This window comes from Stenotrophomonas sp. PA-6-5C, from assembly GCF_021605635.1.
In the GTDB taxonomy this organism is placed as follows: Bacteria; Pseudomonadota; Gammaproteobacteria; order Xanthomonadales; family Xanthomonadaceae; genus Stenotrophomonas; species Stenotrophomonas lactitubi.
On sequence record NZ_WKEE01000015.1, the window covers coordinates 19,937 to 36,770 of the forward strand.

Annotated in this window: 15 protein-coding genes; 3 read left to right on the plus strand and 12 right to left on the minus strand. The window is 66.0% G+C overall.

The annotated features are described in order from the left end of the window. Position 1: 1 nt before the first annotated feature. The gene (smeE, locus tag GIW57_RS08680) at positions 2–3,127 is read right to left on the minus strand and encodes a multidrug efflux RND transporter permease subunit SmeE (RefSeq protein WP_049463852.1); all 3,126 of its coding nucleotides are present in this window, start codon (positions 3,125–3,127) and stop codon (positions 2–4) included. A 12-nt stretch (positions 3,128–3,139) separates the two neighbouring features. Further along, positions 3,140–4,321, minus strand: coding sequence for a multidrug efflux RND transporter periplasmic adaptor subunit SmeD (smeD, locus tag GIW57_RS08685; RefSeq protein ID WP_236510043.1), 1,182 nt, complete (start codon positions 4,319–4,321; stop codon positions 3,140–3,142). 227 nt (positions 4,322–4,548) lie between these two features. On the opposite strand from smeD, the gene GIW57_RS08690 reads away from it, so the two are divergent. Continuing rightward, entirely contained in the window at positions 4,549–5,208 is a 660-nt protein-coding gene (locus GIW57_RS08690) for a TetR family transcriptional regulator (protein ID WP_236510046.1), read from the plus strand. A 71-nt stretch (positions 5,209–5,279) separates the two neighbouring features. Here GIW57_RS08690 and GIW57_RS08695 read toward each other — a convergent pair whose 3' ends face one another. After that, positions 5,280–6,209, minus strand: a complete 930-nt coding sequence (locus GIW57_RS08695) for a LysR family transcriptional regulator (protein WP_329605747.1) — start codon at positions 6,207–6,209, stop codon at positions 5,280–5,282. A gap of 116 nt (positions 6,210–6,325) precedes the next feature. On the opposite strand from GIW57_RS08695, the gene GIW57_RS08700 reads away from it, so the two are divergent. Further along, complete coding sequence (locus GIW57_RS08700) at positions 6,326–7,360, plus strand: alcohol dehydrogenase catalytic domain-containing protein (protein WP_236510052.1); 1,035 nt, start codon at positions 6,326–6,328, stop codon at positions 7,358–7,360. Positions 7,361–7,499: 139 nt separating this feature from the next. On the opposite strand, the gene hslU is transcribed toward GIW57_RS08700, so the two are convergent. The 9 genes from hslU to GIW57_RS08745 all read right to left on the minus strand — a co-directional run bounded on the left by hslU (position 7,500) and on the right by GIW57_RS08745 (position 15,363). After that, positions 7,500–8,879 (minus strand): ATP-dependent protease ATPase subunit HslU, encoded by a 1,380-nt coding sequence (gene hslU, locus GIW57_RS08705; RefSeq protein ID WP_089236974.1) that lies wholly within the window; start codon positions 8,877–8,879, stop codon positions 7,500–7,502. Positions 8,880–8,955: 76 nt separating this feature from the next. Further along, the gene (hslV, locus tag GIW57_RS08710) at positions 8,956–9,507 is read right to left on the minus strand and encodes an ATP-dependent protease subunit HslV (protein ID WP_025877284.1); all 552 of its coding nucleotides are present in this window, start codon (positions 9,505–9,507) and stop codon (positions 8,956–8,958) included. Positions 9,508–9,581: 74 nt separating this feature from the next. After that, positions 9,582–9,782 carry a DUF3079 domain-containing protein gene (locus GIW57_RS08715; protein ID WP_236510055.1) on the minus strand — a complete coding sequence of 67 codons (201 nt, stop codon included), beginning with the start codon at positions 9,780–9,782 and terminating at the stop codon, positions 9,582–9,584. A 176-nt stretch (positions 9,783–9,958) separates the two neighbouring features. After that, on the minus strand, positions 9,959–10,852 hold the full coding sequence (xerC, locus tag GIW57_RS08720; RefSeq protein ID WP_100462418.1) for a tyrosine recombinase XerC: 894 nt from the start codon (positions 10,850–10,852) through the stop codon (positions 9,959–9,961). 16 nt (positions 10,853–10,868) lie between these two features. Further along, entirely contained in the window at positions 10,869–11,543 is a 675-nt protein-coding gene (locus tag GIW57_RS08725; protein ID WP_100462415.1) for a DUF484 family protein, read from the minus strand. Next, positions 11,540–12,391 carry a diaminopimelate epimerase gene (gene dapF, locus GIW57_RS08730; protein WP_100462413.1) on the minus strand — a complete coding sequence of 284 codons (852 nt, stop codon included), beginning with the start codon at positions 12,389–12,391 and terminating at the stop codon, positions 11,540–11,542. Before dapF ends, GIW57_RS08725 begins: the two co-directional genes overlap by 4 nt. Further along, positions 12,384–12,623 (minus strand): lipoprotein, encoded by a 240-nt coding sequence (locus GIW57_RS08735; protein ID WP_089238116.1) that lies wholly within the window; start codon positions 12,621–12,623, stop codon positions 12,384–12,386. Before GIW57_RS08735 ends, dapF begins: the two co-directional genes overlap by 8 nt. Before the next feature lie 128 nt (positions 12,624–12,751). Next, positions 12,752–13,174, minus strand: a complete 423-nt coding sequence (locus GIW57_RS08740) for a YbaN family protein (protein ID WP_236510057.1) — start codon at positions 13,172–13,174, stop codon at positions 12,752–12,754. Between the two features lie 56 nt (positions 13,175–13,230). Further along, positions 13,231–15,363, minus strand: a complete 2,133-nt coding sequence (locus tag GIW57_RS08745) for a S9 family peptidase (protein ID WP_100462409.1) — start codon at positions 15,361–15,363, stop codon at positions 13,231–13,233. 207 nt (positions 15,364–15,570) lie between these two features. Here GIW57_RS08745 and GIW57_RS08750 point away from each other — a divergent pair, with 207 nt between their 5' ends. Next, positions 15,571–16,755 (plus strand): pyridoxal phosphate-dependent aminotransferase, encoded by a 1,185-nt coding sequence (locus tag GIW57_RS08750; protein ID WP_236510059.1) that lies wholly within the window; start codon positions 15,571–15,573, stop codon positions 16,753–16,755. The last annotated feature ends 79 nt before the right edge of the window (positions 16,756–16,834 follow it).

Genomic DNA, 16,834 nt, shown 5'->3' on the forward strand with positions numbered 1-16,834 from the left:
ATCACTCGGTGGCGTTGCGCTTCTTGAACACGCGCTGCACCACGACGAAGAACAGCGGTACGAAGAACACGCCGAGTACGGTGCCAACCACCATGCCGCCGAGCACGCCGGTGCCGATCGCCTGCTTGGCGCCGGAGCCGGCACCGCTGGAGATCGCCAGCGGCAACACGCCCATGCCGAAGGCCAGCGAGGTCATGATGATCGGGCGCAGACGGTCGCGCACGGCGTGCATCGTCGCTTCGATCAGCCCTGCGCCCTTCTCCAGATGCTCCTTGGCAAACTCGACGATCAGGATCGCGTTCTTGCTGGTCAGGCCCACCGTGGTCAGCATCGCCACCTGGAAATAGATGTCGCGCTCCATGCCACGGAAGGTATTGGCCAGCACCGCACCGAGGATGCCCAGCGGCGCCACCAGCAGCACCGAGGTCGGCACGCTCCAGCTTTCGTACAACGCGGCAAGGCACAGGAACACGATCATCAGCGACAGCGTGTACAGCAGCGGCGTCTGCGAGCCCGCCTGGCGTTCCTGGTAGGACATCGCCGTCCACTCGACGCCGAAGCCCGCCGGCAACTGCTTGGCCAGCTGTTCAATCTCGGCCATGGCATCACCGGACGCCACGCCCGGGGCCGGTTCGCCCTGGATTTCGGTGGCCGACACGCCGTTGTAGCGTTCCAGGCGCGGCGAACCGTAATCCCAATGCTTGCTGGCGAAGGCGCTGAACGGAACCATCTCGCCCTTGTCGTTCTTCACCGACCAGAGATCGAAGTCCTCCGGCACCATGCGGAACGGCTGGTCAGCCTGCACGAACACGCGCTTGACGCGGCCGCGATCGATGAAGTCATCGATGTACGAGCTGCCCCACGCGGTGGCCAGGGTGGTGTTGATCTGGTCGATCGACAGGCCCAGCGAGCTGGCCTTGGCCACATCGATATCGATGCGGAACTGCGGAGTGTCTTCCTGGCCGTTCGGACGCACGTTGGCCAGCTTCTTGCTGCCGGCCGCCAGGCCGAGCAGCTGGTTGCGGGCCGCCAGCAATGCCTCATGGCCCTGGCCGCTGTTGTCCTTCAGGAAGAAGGTGTAGCCCGAAGCCGTACCCAGCTCCGGAATGGCCGGCGGCGGGAAGGCAAAGATGAAGGCATCCTTGATCTGCCCCAGTGCAGCCATCGCACGTCCGGTGATCGGCATCACGCCATTGTCGGCGTCACGATCCTTCCAGTCCTTCAACTTGACGAAGGCCATGCCCGCGTTCTGGCCCATGCCGGCGAAGCTGAAGCCCTGCACCGAGAACACCGATTCGACGGCACCCTTCTCGTTTTCCATGAAGTGCTTTTCGAGCGCGGCGATCGATTCCAGCGTGCGCTCCTGGGTTGCACCCACCGGCGCCTGCACCAGCGCCATCAGCACGCCCTGGTCTTCATTGGGCAGGAACGAGCTGGGCAGGCGCACGAACAGCACGCCCATCAGCAGGAACAGCGCGGCCACGATGCCCATGAACCGCCACGGGCGATGCAGGATGCCGCGCACGCCGCGCTGGTAGCTTTCACTGGTACGGTCGAAGCCACGGTTGAAGCCGTTGAAGAAGCGACCGGCGAAACCGCGGTGGGCGACATGGTGCTCGCCCTTCTTCAGCGGCTTGAGCATGGTCGCGCACAGCGCCGGGGTCAGCACGATGGCCACCAGCACCGACAACGCCATCGCCGACACGATCGTCGCCGAGAACTGCCGGTAGATCACGCCGGTGGAGCCGCTCATGAAGGCCATCGGCACGAACACCGCCGACAGCACCAGGCCGATGCCCACCAGCGCACCGGTGATCTGGCTCATCGACTTGCGGGTGGCTTCCAGCGGCGACAGGCCCTCTTCGGACATGATGCGCTCGACGTTCTCCACCACCACGATGGCATCGTCCACCAGCAGGCCGATCGCCAGCACCATCGCGAACATGGTCAGCATGTTCACCGAGAAGCCCAGCACCGACAGCACACCGAAGGTACCCAGCAGCACCACCGGTACGGCGATGGTCGGGATCAGGGTGGCGCGGAAGTTCTGCAGGAACAGGTACATCACCACGAACACCAGCACGATCGCTTCGAGCAGGGTCTGCACCACGCCCTTGATCGACACGCGCACGAACGGGGTGGTGTCGTACGGGATCTCGGCCTTCAGGCCGGCCGGGAAGAAGCCTTCCAGTTCCTTCAGGGTTTCATCGACACCGGCAGCGGTATCCAGCGCGTTGGCGCCGGTGGCCAGGGTGACCGCCAGGCCGCTGGCCGGCTGACCGTTGTAGCGGGTGACGAAGTCGTACGACTCGGCACCCAGCTCGACGCGGGCAACATCGCCCAGACGCAGTTCGGCACCGTCCTGCGCGCCGCGCACGATGATGTTGCGGAACTGTTCCGGGGTCTGCAGGCGCGACTGCGCGTTGATGGTGGCGTTGAGCTGCTGGCCCTTCACCGACGGCGCACCACCCAGCTGGCCGATGGCCACCTGCGCGTTCTGTGCCTTCACCGCAGCGACCACTTCCGGCACCGACATGCCGTAGGTGTGCAGCTTGTTCGGGTCCAGCCAGATGCGCATGGCGTACTTGCCACCGAACACCTGGATGTTGCCCACGCCCGGCACGCGGCTGAGACGATCCACGACATTGGAACCGACGTAGTCGGCGATGTCGTTGGCATCCATGCTGCCGTCTTCGGACACGAACGCGATGACGTTCAGGAAGCCTGAACTGGACTTGGCCACGTTGATGCCCTGCCGCTGCACTTCCTGCGGCAGCAGTGGCATCGCCAGCTGCAGCTTGTTCTGCACCTGCACCTGGGCGATGTCGGGGTTGGTACCGCTCTCGAAGGTCAGGGTGATGGTGGCCTGGCCGTTGGACGAGCTGTTGGAGGAGAAGTAGATCAGGCCATCAAGGCCCTTCATGTTCTGCTCGATGATCTGCGTCACCGAGTCTTCGACCACCTTGGCCGAAGCACCCGGGTAGCTGGCGCTGATTTCCACCGCCGGCGGTGCGACGTTGGGGTACATCGAGATCGGCAGCTTGAACAGGGCCAGGCCGCCGGCGAGCATGATGATGATCGCGATGACCCACGCGAAGATGGGTCGATCGATGAAGAAACGTGCCATGGGGTTCTCCGCTTACTTCGCGCCTGCGGCCGTAGCTGCAGGTTGGGCGGCGGCCGGCTTGGCCGGGGCGACGCCCTGTTCGGTGGCATTCACGGGCATGCCCGGGCCGATTTTCTGCAGGCCTTCGACGATGACCTTGTCGCCGGCCTTCAGGCCGTCCTCGACCAGCCACTTGTCGCCGACGGTGCGGCTGACCTTGACCGGGCGCACTTCGACCTTGTTGTCCTTGCCGACCACCATCGCGCTGGTATCGCCCTTCGGATCGCGGGCGATGCCCTGCATCGGCACCAGCACCGCATCGCTGCGCACGCCGCCGCCGATCACCGCGCGCACGTACATGCCCGGCATCAGCAGGCCGTCGGGGTTGTCGACCTTGACCCGCAGCGCGAAGCTGCCGGTGGCCGGATCGACACTGACTTCGGAGAACTCCAGCGTGCCCTTGTGTTCGAAGGTGCTGCCGTCTTCCATCAGGATGCTGACCGGCGTCTGCTGGTTGTCCTGCAGGCGGCCGGCGGCCAGTTCGCGGCGCAGCTGCAGCAGCTCGGCCGACGACTGGGTGAGGTCGACGTAGATCGGGTCCAGCTGCTGCACGGTCGCCAGTGCAGTGGCCTGGCCGGCGCTGACCAGCGCGCCCTGGGTGACGCTGGACTTGCCGATGCGGCCGCTGATCGGCGCGGTGATGCGCGCATAACCGAGGGTCACGTTGGCGGCATCCAGTGATGCCTTGGCGGCGCCGACATCGGCCTCGGCCTGCTTCTGCGCGGCCACGGCGTTTTCCAGATCCTGCTGGCTGACCGCGTCGACCTTGGCCAGCTCGGTGATGCGCTTGGCGCTCAGCCGCGCCGCATTGGCGGTGGCTTCAGCGCGGGCCAGCTGTGCACGTGCACTGTTGGCCTGGGCGCGATAGCTGGCGTCCTCAATCTGGTACAGCGGCTCGCCGGCCTTGACCATCCCACCCTCGGTGAACAGCCGCTTGGCGACGATGCCGTTGACCTGCGGGCGCACTTCGGCCACCAGGAAGGCATTGGTGCGGCCCGGCAGCTCACGGGTCAGGCCGACGGTTTCGGACTTCAGCGTGACCACGCTGACCTGGCCCGGCCCCTGTTCGGGCGCCTGGGGTTGGCCGCCGCAGGCAGCGACGGTGGCAGCGATCGCCAGCGACAACGCGAAGGGTCGGATTCGGCTCAGCAACATGATGGGAATGGCTCTTGAAGGGAGGGATCTCAGCAGGTGCTGATACGACGGACCCTCCCCTTGCAGGAGCGGAGACCGCGCGGACAGCGCCCACCCGGGTGGAGTGGGAGCCAGGGCAGGCCTGCCACGCACACGACGGGAATGATGGGAGGGAAATATACATACATGCGTGTTTGTTTGTAAACCGGTACAATTCAGCCACGTTTCACGCTAACTCGTACCCACTCATGGCCCGCAAGACCAAAGAGGACACCCAGGCGACCCGGGAAGGCATCCTGGACGCCGCCGAAACCTGCTTCCACGAGCATGGCGTCGCCCGCACCACGCTGGAGATGATCGGCGCCCGCGCCGGCTATACCCGCGGCGCGGTGTACTGGCACTTCAAGAACAAGGGCGAAGTGCTGGCGGCGATGATCGAACGGGTACACCTGCCTTTCATGCAGGAACTGGAGCGCACCTCCAGCGACCAACGCGATACCCCGGTGCACGATCTGCGCGCGGTGATGATCCACTCGTTCATCGAGCTGTCCGAGGACGAGCGCCTGCGCAAGACCATGGACATCATGCTGCGCAGCGATGCCTCGGCTGATACCAGGGTACTGACCGAACTGCAGCAGGCCGGCTTCCGCGATGCCCTCGACCGGATGGAACGCGCCCTGCGCCGTGCCCAGGACCTCGGCCAGCTGCGCGACGGCGCCGACCCGAAGATCGCCGCGCGCATGCTGCACGCCACCGTGCTCGGCGTGCTGCACGGGGCGATGGTCGAACCGGACCTGATGGACCTCAAGCGCGATGGCATGCTGGCGCTGGACATGACCTTGGCCGCCTACGTGAAGGAAGGCGTGTTCGTACCGGGTTCGGTGCCGGAACCGCTGCCGGAAGCGTGAGCGCGTTGGACGCCGTCGCCATCGCGGCGTGATGTCGCGCGAGTGTCAGGGCGGCACGATGCGGCGGTTGCTCAACCGTCGCGCGCGCCCGGCCCCTTCTGATGAATCAACGCGATCAGTGCACGCAGTGCTGGCGGGACGTGGCGGTGCCCCGGGTAATAGAGCGAGAGTCCTGGAAATTCAGGACACCAATCGTACAGAAGGCGTTCAAGGCGCCCATCGGCCAGCCCTTCAACTGCGAGGTGTTCGGGAACGAAAGCGATACCGATGCCATCGATGGCTGCTTCAACCATCAGCGGTTGATCGCTCAGCGTGATCGGGCCATCAACATTGATCCGCTCACTGACGCCGCGCTTCTCGAACTCCCATCGATAGAGGGCTCCGCTCTCGAACCGGAACCGGATGCAATCGTGCTGATGCAGGTCCAGAGGCAGACGCGGACGCCCGCGCCGCTCCAGATAGGCCGGTGACGCCACAGCAGCAAAGCGCATCGGTGCGGTCACCGTCACTGCGACCATGTCCTTGGGCACCGCTTCGGTGAGCCGGATACCTGCGTCAAATCCCTCCGACACGATATCGCCCAATCTCCCGTCGCTGACGATATCCAGGTGCACCTGCGGATACATGTGCAGAAACCGGGCGAGCACGGGCTGCAGCACCAACCGGATCGCGCCGTCGCTGGCGTTGATCCTGACCGTCCCGCGAGGAACTCCGAGATCATCGTCAACGGCGAGGATCGCCTCCTCGATCGACGCCATCGCCGGTCGCAGCTTCCCGGCCAGGCGCTCACCCGCATCGGTCAGGGACACGCTTCGCGTGGTGCGATTGAACAGGCGCGCATTCAATCGCTGCTCCAGGGCCTTGATCGTATGGCTGATCGCAGAAGGCGTGATGTTCAGCTCGGCTGCCGCAGCCCGGAAGCTGCGTTGCCCCGCGACCGCCAGGAATGCGCTCAGCGCGGTCAGATCCACGCCGCCCGATTGCTGAAATTTCTTCATCATGGAATCAAAGACTGTCTCGATTGTCTTGATAGTAGCCCCGCTCTACGCTTCCAGCCACCACAACGTCCCCACGCCGCAGCGCGGCCAGACGTCCACCCCAGACAGGATTCAAGACGATGGACACGATGAAAGCTGTTGTGATGACTGGACCGGACAAGCCGTGGGAAGTCCACGACGTTCCTGTGCCCAGACCAGAGCCGGGCCAGGTGCTGGTCAAGGTTCATGCCTCGGGCATGTGCTACACCGATGTGTGGGCGACGCAGGGCTACGGGGGTGACATCTACCCTCAGACACCCGGACACGAGGTTGTCGGGGAAATCGTCGAGATCGGTGCCGGCGTGCACACGCGTCGCATCGGTGACCGCATAGGCACCACCTGGGTGCAATCGGCCTGTGGCCGCTGCCCCTATTGCCGCGAGAACCGCCCCCTGACCGGCCAGACCGCAATGAACTGCGTCTCGCCGCGCACAACCGGCTTTGCCGCACAGGGTGGCCATGCCCAGTACATCGCCGTCGCGGCGGAGGGTACGGTCCTGCTGCCCGACGGCCTTTCCTACGTGGATGCCGCGCCCATGATGTGCGCGGGCTATACGACGTGGAGTGGCCTGCGGGATGCCGCACCACAGCCGGGGGAGAAGATCGCGGTGCTCGGCATCGGCGGGCTGGGCCACGTTGCGCTGCAGCTGTCCAAAGCCTGCGGCTTTGAGACCATTGCAATTACCCACTCTGCGGACAAGCGCGCGTTGGCCATCCAGTTGGGTGCCGACCATGTGGTCGGTACGGGCAAGGAACTGAAAGAGATCGGCGGTGCCGACGTCCTGCTGGTGACAACGAATGATTTCAATTCGGCCGAAGAGGCCGTGAACGGACTGCGTATCGATGGCCGCATCGTCCTGTGCGGGCTGGATTTCAGCAAGCCGTTCTCGATCTCCTCCGAGGGCGTGCCATTCCACATGATGCGCCAGCGCATCATCGGCTCGACCCATGGCGGGCAGCACTACCTTGGCGAAGTGCTGGGCCTCGCAGCAAAAGGCAAAGTCAGGCCGCTGGTCGAAACATTCCGCCTGGACCAGGCTGGAGAAGCCTACGACCGCCTTGCCTCTGGAAAGATGCGGTTCCGCGGCGTATTCACCCCTTGGGCCATCGCATGACCAGGGTCAGCACGGGCTGCGCTTTCCAACACGATCCCTGAAGGGAGCCTCGATTGCCGGATGCCGGCCCTGGCGCCCGCAGGTTTCGCTCACGGCCCACGAAAAAGGCCGCCTCTCGGCGGCCTTTTCGCATTCCCGGTTACAGGATGTAGCGGCTCAGGTCCGGATCCTGCACCAGCTCCCCCAGGTGTGCATCGACATAGGCACTGTCGATGGCCAGGGTTTCACCATCGCGATCCGGTGCTTCGTAGCTGAGCGAATCCAGCAGGCGCTCCAGCACCGTGTGCAGACGGCGCGCACCGATGTTCTCCTGGCGCTCGTTCACCTGGAACGCGATCTCGGCCAGGCGGTCGATGGCATCGGTGGTGAAGCTGACCTTGACGCCTTCGGTGGCCAGCAGCGCTTCGTACTGCTTGGTCAGCGCAGCCTTCGGTTCGGTCAGGATGCGCACGAAATCCGCCTTGCTCAGCGCACCCAGCTCCACGCGGATCGGGAAGCGGCCCTGCAGCTCGGGGATCAGGTCACTGGGCTTGGCCAGGTGGAACGCGCCCGATGCGATGAACAGGATGTGGTCGGTCTTGATCGTGCCGTACTTGGTGGACACGTTGGAACCTTCCACCAGCGGCAGCAGATCGCGCTGCACGCCTTCGCGCGAGACATCACCGCCAGACGAGCCGGCATCACCCCGCTTGGCGACCTTGTCGATCTCGTCGATGAACACGATGCCGTGCTGCTCGCAGGCTTCGATCGCGGCGGTGCGGATATCGTCCTCGTTGACCAGCTTGCCGGCTTCTTCTTCCTGCAGCAGCGGGCGCGCGGCCTTGATGGTCAGCGTGCGCTTGTGCGCCTTGGCGCCACCGCCGAGGTTGGCGAACATCGACTTCAGCTGCTGGCCCATTTCCTCCATGCCCGGCGGGGTCATGATGTCCATGCTGACGTTGGCGGTCAGGTCGAGCTCGATCTCGCGATCGTCCAGCTCACCGTTGCGCAGCATCTTGCGGAACTTGATGCGGGTCTCGTTGTCCTGCGCCGACGGTTCGTTGCGCGCAGCCTCGGGGTCGAAGCCGATACCACCACTGCGGCGCGGCAGCAGCGCATCGAGGATGCGGTCTTCGGCGCGCTCTTCGGCCTGCGTGCGCACGCGCACCTTGGCCTGCTCGCGGTACAGCTTGACGGCGGTATCGGCCAGGTCGCGGATGATCTGCTCGACATCCTTGCCGACGTAGCCGACTTCGGTGAAGCGGGTCGCTTCGACCTTGACGAACGGCGCGTTGGCCAGCGTGGCCAGGCGGCGCGCGATCTCGGTCTTGCCGACGCCGGTCGGGCCGATCATCAGGATGTTCTTGGGCATGACCTCGTTGCGCAGCTCGGGCTGCAGCTGCATGCGGCGCCAGCGGTTGCGCAGGGCGATGGCGACCGCGCGCTTGGCGTCATGCTGGCCGACGATGTGCCGGTCCAGTTCCTGCACGATCTCGCGCGGGGTCATGGTGGCGGAGGAAACTTCGATCTTGTGCGGCATGGGTGTGCTCACGGATTCATTGTTGGTAGCGCCGGGCCATGCCCGGCGGATCGGGAATGCCTGTGACGGTTCCCCGTCACAGCTCCTCGACCACCACGTTGCGGTTGGTGTAGATGCAGATGTCGCCGGCGATGTTGATCGCTTCACTGGCGATGGTGCGTGCGTCCAGTTCGGTGTGCGCCATCAGCGCGCGTGCAGCGGACAGCGCATACGAACCACCGGAACCGATGGCGATGATGCCGTCCTCCGGCTCGATCACGTCGCCGGTGCCGCTGATGATCAGCGAGGTTTCCTTGTCGGCCACCGCCAGCAGGGCTTCAAGCTTGCCGAGGCGACGCTCGGTGCGCCAATCCTTGGCCAGTTCCACCGCAGCACGCTGCAGCTGGCCGTGCTTTTCCAGCTTGGCTTCGAACAGCTCGAACAGGGTGAAGGCGTCGGCGGCGGCACCGGCGAAGCCTGCCAGCACCTGGCCATCGCGGCCGAGGCGGCGGACCTTGCGTGCGTTGCCCTTCATCACCGTGTGGCCGAGGGTGACCTGGCCGTCGCCGGCAATGGCCACGTGCTCGCCGCGACGAACGCAGACGATGGTGGTGGCGTGGAAAACGGTGGGATTCTGACTGGGGTCCATGCGGCCTCCGATAGCTGTTCACGGGACATGGGGACAGCCGCCGAAGCGATCAAGCCCGTGCCGATAGCTGCCGTTCAGCGCTTGGCATGCGATGGCCGGTCCGGATTGGGCTCGATGCCCCATGCCACATACCAGACTTCACCCTGCGTCTCGATCGGGTGCTGGGTGCGGCCGGAGCCGTTGCCACAGGCCAGTGCGTCGGCGGCGCAGTAACGGTCGCAGCCCCAGCAGATGCGCTCGGGGTGCTTGGGACGCAGCGGAATGGGCTTTGCCATGGTCGGCATCTCTTCGTGGCCTGCGGCCACGATGCGCCGGCGACCACTGCACTGCCCTGATCCAGATCAAGCGGCGGCCGTTCCGGTAGCGCCGGACCATGCCCGGCGGCTGTGCGATCCATGTGTCGTGCATGCGACGCAGCCCGCGCTGCGCGCTCGCCGGGCATGGCCCGGCGCTACCCCCCCTTGTCGGCCGGGTCTTTGCGTCGTTTCGCGCGCGGATGCGCGGCATCGTAGACCTTGGCCAGGTGCTGGAAATCCAGGTGCGTGTAGATCTGCGTGGTGGCGATGTCGGCATGGCCAAGCAGTTCCTGCACACCGCGCAGGTCGCCGGAGGATTCCAGGATGTGGCTGGCGAAACTGTGCCGCAGCATGTGCGGGTGCACGTGCTTGAACAGGCCTTGGCGCTGCGCCAGCTGGCGGATGCGGATCTGCACCGCGCGCTGGCTGATCGGCCCGTTGCGCCCGGGAAAAACCGGTGTAGCGGCACCACCGCCGCTTTCGCTGCGCCAGGTCAACAGCGCCTCGCGTGCCGGCTTTCCGAAGGGGACGCGACGTTGCCGGTTGCCCTTGCCCATCACGTTGACCAGACCACTGGCGAAATCCAGATCGCGCCAGGTCAGCGCGCAGACTTCGCTCAAGCGCAGGCCGGAGGAATAGAACAGTTCCAGCAGCGCGCGGTCACGACGACCCAGCTCGCCTTCCGGTTCCAGTTCAACCAGCTGCACGGCTTCGTCGGCATCGAGTACCTGCGGCAGCCGTCGTGGCGCACGTGGAGCCTTCAGCGTCGCTGCCGGGCTGGCCTCGATACGGCCATGCTTGAGCAGCCAGGCATAGAAGCTGCGGCAGGCCGACAACCGGCGCTGCAGGCTCTTGGCCGACAGGCCACGGCGGTGTTCGTCGGCGACGAACTGGCGCACCGCGTCGGCATCCAGCGCCTCCACGGCCACGCCGCGGGGCTCGGCCCACACCGACAATGCGTCCAGGTCGCGGCGGTAGGCATCGAGCGTATGCGCCGACATCCGCCGCTCCACCTGCAGGTGCTGCAGGAACGCCTGCACCGCGCTCATCGTCGTCGTGTCCTGCTCAATCCGCGAAGCGCTTGAGCCCGGTCACCAGGGCCTCGCCCATCATCCGCAGGAACAGCGTGCCCATGCCGGGATAGAAGCGGTTCGGATCATGGCTGCCCACCGCGATCAGCCCAACGCCCGGCAACGGCAGCAGCGCGGTGGTCTGCACTTCCTCGCTGCGCGCGCCGTACAGCACCGCGTTCTTGTCGCTCTGCAGGCGGCCACAGATCGGCTCCCCATCCTTCAGGCAGTCGCGGAACGGGCCCAGCTGCGCATCATCGGCAGCCAGCACCTGCAGCCACTCGGCCTGCTCCAGCCCGGCCACCGGCGCATGCACCACCAGCCGCACCAGATCGCCGGCGAAGTCTTCCTGCAGCGACGCCGCCATCGCGCGCAGCGTATCGGCGGCATTGTCCTGCTTCATCAAGGCCAGGGTGAGCTGATGCGTGCGCACCGCCAGCCGCTCGTTGACCTGCGCGGTCGCGCCCAGGTCGGCCAACCGTCGCGCCAGCTCGCGGTTCTTCTCGCGCAGCACTTCCAGCTGGTAGCTGGCCAGCGATGCGGTCGGGCCGTCATCGCGTGGCACCACCAGGGTCAGCGCCAGGTCCGGGAACTGCTTGAGGAAGCCCGGATGACGCCGCAACCAGGCGGCGACTTCATGGGCACCGAGCTTGTCGACGGTCTCAGTCATGCGATCCACTCCCCTTCGAAGACGAATGCGGTCGGGCCCGCCATCACCACCGGCTGGCCATCGCCCGGCCACTGGATGCGCAGGTCGCCACCGGGCAGGCTGATGCGCGCATCGCGCTGCAGGCGGCCGCGATGCATCAGGGTCACCGCAGCCGCGCAGGCGCCACTGCCGCAGGCCAGGGTTTCACCCACGCCGCGCTCGAACACGCGCAGGCGCACATGTTCCGGGCCCATCACCTGGGCGAAGCCCACGTTCACCGACTTCGGGAACGAGGCATGCTGCTGCAGCAATCCGCCCACGCGCTCGACCGGTGCGGCGTCGACCAGGCCCACTTCGATCACCGCGTGTGGATTGCCCATCGACACCGCCGCGAAGCGCACGGTCTCACCCTGCAGTGGCAGCAGGTATTCCTCGCGCGGGTGGGCGAAGCCGATCAGCGGCACCTGCGCCGGTTCGAACAGCGGCACGCCCATCGCCACCGCGTACTGGCCATCGCCGAGGACATCCACGGCGTGGCTGGCCAGCGGGCTGTCGATCACGAAGTGATCGCCCTGCGCACTGCCCTCGCGCACCAGCCAGGCAGCGATGCAGCGCGCGCCGTTGCCGCACTGCTCGGAATTGGAACCATCGGCGTTCCAGATGCGGTACGAGGCGACGGAGCCTTCGGCACGCGGCGGCTCGATGGTCAGGATCTGGTCGCAGCCGACGCCGGTATGGCGGTCGGCCAGGCGCGCGGCCAGGTCCGGGGTGGGCGGCGGGGTGCCGTCGCGCAGGTCGATCACTACGAAATCGTTGCCCGCGCCGTGCATCTTGCTGAAGCGCAGGCCGTTGGAGCCGGCCTTACTCATTCCCGTCGTCCACCTTCTTGACCGGATCCGGAGTGACGGACGGACTGCCGTCACCGGTGCTCTGGGTGGCAGCGGGCGTGGTGTCGGCATCAGCGGCCGGTTCGACGGTTTCTTCCACCGGCACCGGCTTCTGCGGCAGCACCAGCGGGCCCTTGTTGCCGCACGCGGCGAGGAACAGCAGCGAGGCCGCTGCCAGCGGAATCAGGATGACATTGCGATGGGGGATGTTCATGCCCCGAGTATAGCCATTGGCGGCTGAGCGGTTGGTGCAGGGTGCCGCGCAACGCATCCGCCGGGCATGGCCCGGCGCTACCGCATCCCGGTACCGTGGTAGCGCCGGGCCATGCCCGGCGGCAGAGATCAATCGGCCGGTGGCAGCGGCCGGGTCCACAGCCAGATCGCCACCACGGTCATGCTGCCGATGGAGAACCACTTCACCCAGGCCACCGGCACGCACCACAGCATGATGCCGGCACACACCGCCATGGTGATCGTGGCCATCCACTTGCCGTAGCGGCTCACCGCACCATGTGCCTGCCAGTTGGCAATGGCCGGGCCGAAACGCGGGTGCTGCAGCAGCCAGCCGTGCAGGCGCTCGGAGCCGCGCGAGGCGGCCCAGGCCGAGATCAGGATGAATACGGTGGTGGGCAGCCCCGGCACGAAGATGCCGACGATGCCGGTACCCAGGCTGGCATAGGCCAGCAGCCACCACGCCCAACGGAACCGCACCGGCCGGCTGGGCGCTGGCAGGTCCTTGCTGGCGGGCGGTTCGGGCAGGCTCATCGCGCAAGGATACCCAGCGCAGGTGGCGGCGGCGATATCACCGCCGCCACGATGCGTCATTCCGTCGCAGCGCCGGCAGCGGGCGTTTCGATGCCCAGCTGCTGCAGCACGAACGCATACGACTCGGAAAGTTCGCGGTAACGCTGGAAGCGCCCGGACTTGCCGCCGTGGCCGGCTTCCATGTTGGTGCGGAACAGGATCGGGAAGTGGCCGGTGTTGTCATCACGCAGCTTGGCCACCCACTTTGCCGGCTCCCAGTACTGCACCTGCGAATCCCACAGGCCGGTACCCACGAACAGCGACGGATAGGCCTGCTTTTTCACGTTGTCGTAGGGCGAGTAGGACAGCATGTACTCGTAGTACGGCTTCTGCTCGGGGTTGCCCCACTCGTCGTACTCGTTGGTGGTCAGCGGGATGGTCGGGTCGAGCATGGTGGTGACCACGTCCACGAACGGCACCTGCGCCACCAGCACGCGGTAGTCCTGTGGCGCCTGGTTGGCGATGGCGCCCATCAGCAGGCCACCGGCACTGCCACCAGACGCGGCGACACGATCCTTCGCCGCCCAGCCCTGTGCCACCAGGCCACGGGTGACGTCGATGAAGTCGTTGAAGGTGTTCTGCTTGTGCAGCAGCTTGCCGTTCTCGTACCAGTCGCGGCCCATTTCCTGGCCACCGCGGATGTGGGCAATGGCATACACCACGCCACGGTCGAGCAGGCTCACCGCAGTCTGGTTGAAGTACGGGTCCATCGACATGCCGTAGCTGCCGTAGGCGTACTGGAACAGCGCGCCGGTGCCATCCTTCCTGTAGCCCTTGCGGTAGACCAGCGACACCGGCACCTTCACCCCGTCGCGCGCGGTGATCCAGACGCGATCAGTTTCGTACTTCGATGCGTCATAGCCGATCACCGGCTGCTGTTTCAGCTGGCGACGCTCGCCGTTGCTGGTGTTCAGTTCGTACACCGTGGTCGGCGTGGTCATCGAGGTGTAGACGTAGCGCAGCCACGTGGTGTCAGCCTCGGTGTTGTCGCCCAGGCCCATCGAATAGGCCGGTTCGTCAGCCTTCACGTAGTCGTTGCGACCGTCCTTGAACAGCAGGCGGATGCGCTCCAGGCCTTCGGAACGTTCGGCGATGGCGGTGTAGGTATCGAACAGTTCGAAGCCTTCGATGAACACTGCATCGTCATGGGCGATCCAGTCCTTCCACTGCGCGCGCGAGGTGGCATCGGTCGGTGCGGTCACCAGCTTGAAGTTCTTCGCACCATCGTTGGTGCGGATCACCCAGCGGCCGTCGTAGTGGTCGGCGTCGTACTCCACGTCGCGCTGGCGCGGGGCGAGCACGGTGAATGTGGTCGGGTCGCTGGCCGGCGCGTAGCGCTCTTCGGAGGACACGGTGCTGTGCACGCCGATGGTGATGAAGCGATCGTCGCGGGTGCGGCCGATGCCCATGTAGAAGCTGTCGTCCTTTTCTTCGTAGACAACGGTGTCGGCGCTGGCCGGGGTGCCCAGCACGTGCTTCTTCACCCGCACGGTCAGCAGGGTTTCCGGATCGTTCTCGACGTACAGCACGGTGCGGTTGTCGTCGGCCCAGACCAGGTCGCCGGAGGTGCCGGTGATCGTGTCCGGCAGCACCGCGCCGGTGCGCAGGTCCTTGAAGCGGATGACGTACTGGCGGCGGCCCACGTCATCATCGGCCCAGGCCAGCAGCTGGTTGTCCTGGCTGACCTCCATCGAGCCGACGCTGAAATAGCCCTTGCCGGCAGCCATCGTGTTGACGTTGAGCAGGACTTCCTCCGGCGCGTCCATGCTGGCCTTGCGGCGCGCATGGATGGGATAGTCCTGGCCGGTTTCGTAGCGGCTGTAGTACCAGTAGCCGCGCTCGCGCGCCGGCACACTGGCATCGTCCTGCTTGATGCGGCCGACGATCTCGCCGTACAGCGCATCCTCCAGCGGCTTCAGCGGTGCCAGCAGCTGGTCGGCGTAGGCGTTCTCGGCCTGCAGGTAGGCCAGCATGGCCTTGTCCTCGCGCTTGTCGTCGCGCAGCCAGTAATAGTCATCGTTGCGGGTCGCGCCGAACGGCGCCTTGACCACGTGCGGACGCTTCTCAACATCCGGCGGAACGGGCGGGGTGGCGGCGGTAGCGGTGCTGGTCATCAGGCTCGCAAGCAACAGGCAGAGAGTGGATTTCATGAAGTAAGGCTCCTTGATCGGCAATGCAATGGCGTCCTTGCGGCTGAGTCTGGGTTGCAGGGAGGCTGCGGGCAACCCTGCGGATCGTCATGGTGGCCATGCCTGCCGTTAGTGCCGGCCGCTGGCCGGCAACCTCGGGATAAACAGACCCATGCGGTTGCCGGCCAGCGACCGGCACTACCTGGACCGGCGGCGTACCATGTGGGCATGAGTACCCTGCCCCACACGCCGGGCTACAGCCGGCGCAGCCACGAAATCGCTCCCTTCCATGTGATGTCCCTGCTGGCCCGCGCTCAGGTGCTGGAACAGGCCGGTCACGATGTGATCCATCTGGAGATCGGCGAACCGGACTTCACCACCGCCGAGCCGGTCGTGCGGGCCGGCCAGGCGGCGCTGGCCGCCGGCCACACCCGCTACACCGCCGCGCGCGGCCTGCCGGCCCTGCGCCAGGCGATCAGCGGCTTCTATCGCAGCCACTACGGTCTGGACATCGACCCCGACCGCATCCTGGTCACGCCGGGCGGCTCCGGCGCACTGCTGCTGGCCAGCAGCCTGCTGGTCGACCCGGGCCGCCACTGGCTGCTTGCCGATCCCGGCTATCCGTGCAACCGCCACTTCCTGCGACTGGTGGAAGGCGGTGCGCAACTGGTGCCGGTGGGCCCCGAAACGGCCTACCAGCTGACCCCTTCGCTGGTGCAGCAGCACTGGAACGCCGACAGCGTCGGCGCGCTGGTGGCATCACCGGCCAATCCCACCGGCACCGTGCTGTCAGCCGATGAACTGGCGGCACTGTCGACGTCGCTGCATGCGCGCGGCGGCCACCTGGTGGTCGACGAGATCTATCACGGCCTGACCTACGGCCTGGATGCAGCCAGCGTGCTGCAGGTCGATGACAGCGCGTTCGTGCTGAACAGCTTCTCCAAGTACTTCGGCATGACCGGCTGGCGACTGGGTTGGCTGGTGGCGCCGCCGGCGGCGGTACGCGACCTGGAGAAACTGGCGCAGAACCTGTATATCAGCGCCTCGAGCATCGCCCAGCATGCAGCCCTTGCCTGTTTCAGCGAAGAGGCGATGGCGATCTTCGAGCAGCGCCGCCAGGCCTTCCAGCAGCGCCGCGACTTCCTGCTGCCGGCCCTGCGCGAACTGGGCTTCCGCATCGAAGTGGAGCCGCAGGGTGCGTTCTACCTGTACGCCGACGTCAGTGCGTTCACCGATGACGCGCAGGCGTTCTGTGCGCATTTCCTGGAGACCGAGCACGTGGCATTCACCCCGGGCCTGGATTTCGGTTTCCATCGATCGAACCAGCACGTGCGCCTGGCCTATACCCAGGAAGTGCCGCGGTTGCAGGAAGCGGTGGAGCGGATTGCGCGCGGGTTGAAACATTTCCGGTAGCGCCGGGCCGTGCCCGGCGAGCGCGCAGCGCGGCAAGGGAGCCGCCGGGCATGGCCCGGCGCTACCGTTCAACGAATGC

Excerpts from the sequence above, each read along its gene's own strand:
- smeE (WP_049463852.1), bottom strand. The coding sequence starts at position 3,127 with ATGGCACGTTTCTTCATCGATCGACCCATCTTCGCGTGGGTCATCGCG.
- smeD (WP_236510043.1), bottom strand. The coding sequence starts at position 4,321 with ATGTTGCTGAGCCGAATCCGACCCTTCGCGTTGTCGCTGGCGATCGCT.
- GIW57_RS08690 (WP_236510046.1), top strand. The coding sequence starts at position 4,549 with ATGGCCCGCAAGACCAAAGAGGACACCCAGGCGACCCGGGAAGGCATC.
- GIW57_RS08695 (WP_329605747.1), bottom strand. The coding sequence starts at position 6,209 with ATGATGAAGAAATTTCAGCAATCGGGCGGCGTGGATCTGACCGCGCTG.
- GIW57_RS08700 (WP_236510052.1), top strand. The coding sequence starts at position 6,326 with ATGGACACGATGAAAGCTGTTGTGATGACTGGACCGGACAAGCCGTGG.
- hslU (WP_089236974.1), bottom strand. The coding sequence starts at position 8,879 with ATGCCGCACAAGATCGAAGTTTCCTCCGCCACCATGACCCCGCGCGAG.
- hslV (WP_025877284.1), bottom strand. The coding sequence starts at position 9,507 with ATGGACCCCAGTCAGAATCCCACCGTTTTCCACGCCACCACCATCGTC.
- GIW57_RS08715 (WP_236510055.1), bottom strand. The coding sequence starts at position 9,782 with ATGGCAAAGCCCATTCCGCTGCGTCCCAAGCACCCCGAGCGCATCTGC.
- xerC (WP_100462418.1), bottom strand. The coding sequence starts at position 10,852 with ATGAGCGCGGTGCAGGCGTTCCTGCAGCACCTGCAGGTGGAGCGGCGG.
- GIW57_RS08725 (WP_100462415.1), bottom strand. The coding sequence starts at position 11,543 with ATGACTGAGACCGTCGACAAGCTCGGTGCCCATGAAGTCGCCGCCTGG.
- dapF (WP_100462413.1), bottom strand. The coding sequence starts at position 12,391 with ATGAGTAAGGCCGGCTCCAACGGCCTGCGCTTCAGCAAGATGCACGGC.
- GIW57_RS08735 (WP_089238116.1), bottom strand. The coding sequence starts at position 12,623 with ATGAACATCCCCCATCGCAATGTCATCCTGATTCCGCTGGCAGCGGCC.
- GIW57_RS08740 (WP_236510057.1), bottom strand. The coding sequence starts at position 13,174 with ATGAGCCTGCCCGAACCGCCCGCCAGCAAGGACCTGCCAGCGCCCAGC.
- GIW57_RS08745 (WP_100462409.1), bottom strand. The coding sequence starts at position 15,363 with ATGAAATCCACTCTCTGCCTGTTGCTTGCGAGCCTGATGACCAGCACC.
- GIW57_RS08750 (WP_236510059.1), top strand. The coding sequence starts at position 15,571 with ATGAGTACCCTGCCCCACACGCCGGGCTACAGCCGGCGCAGCCACGAA.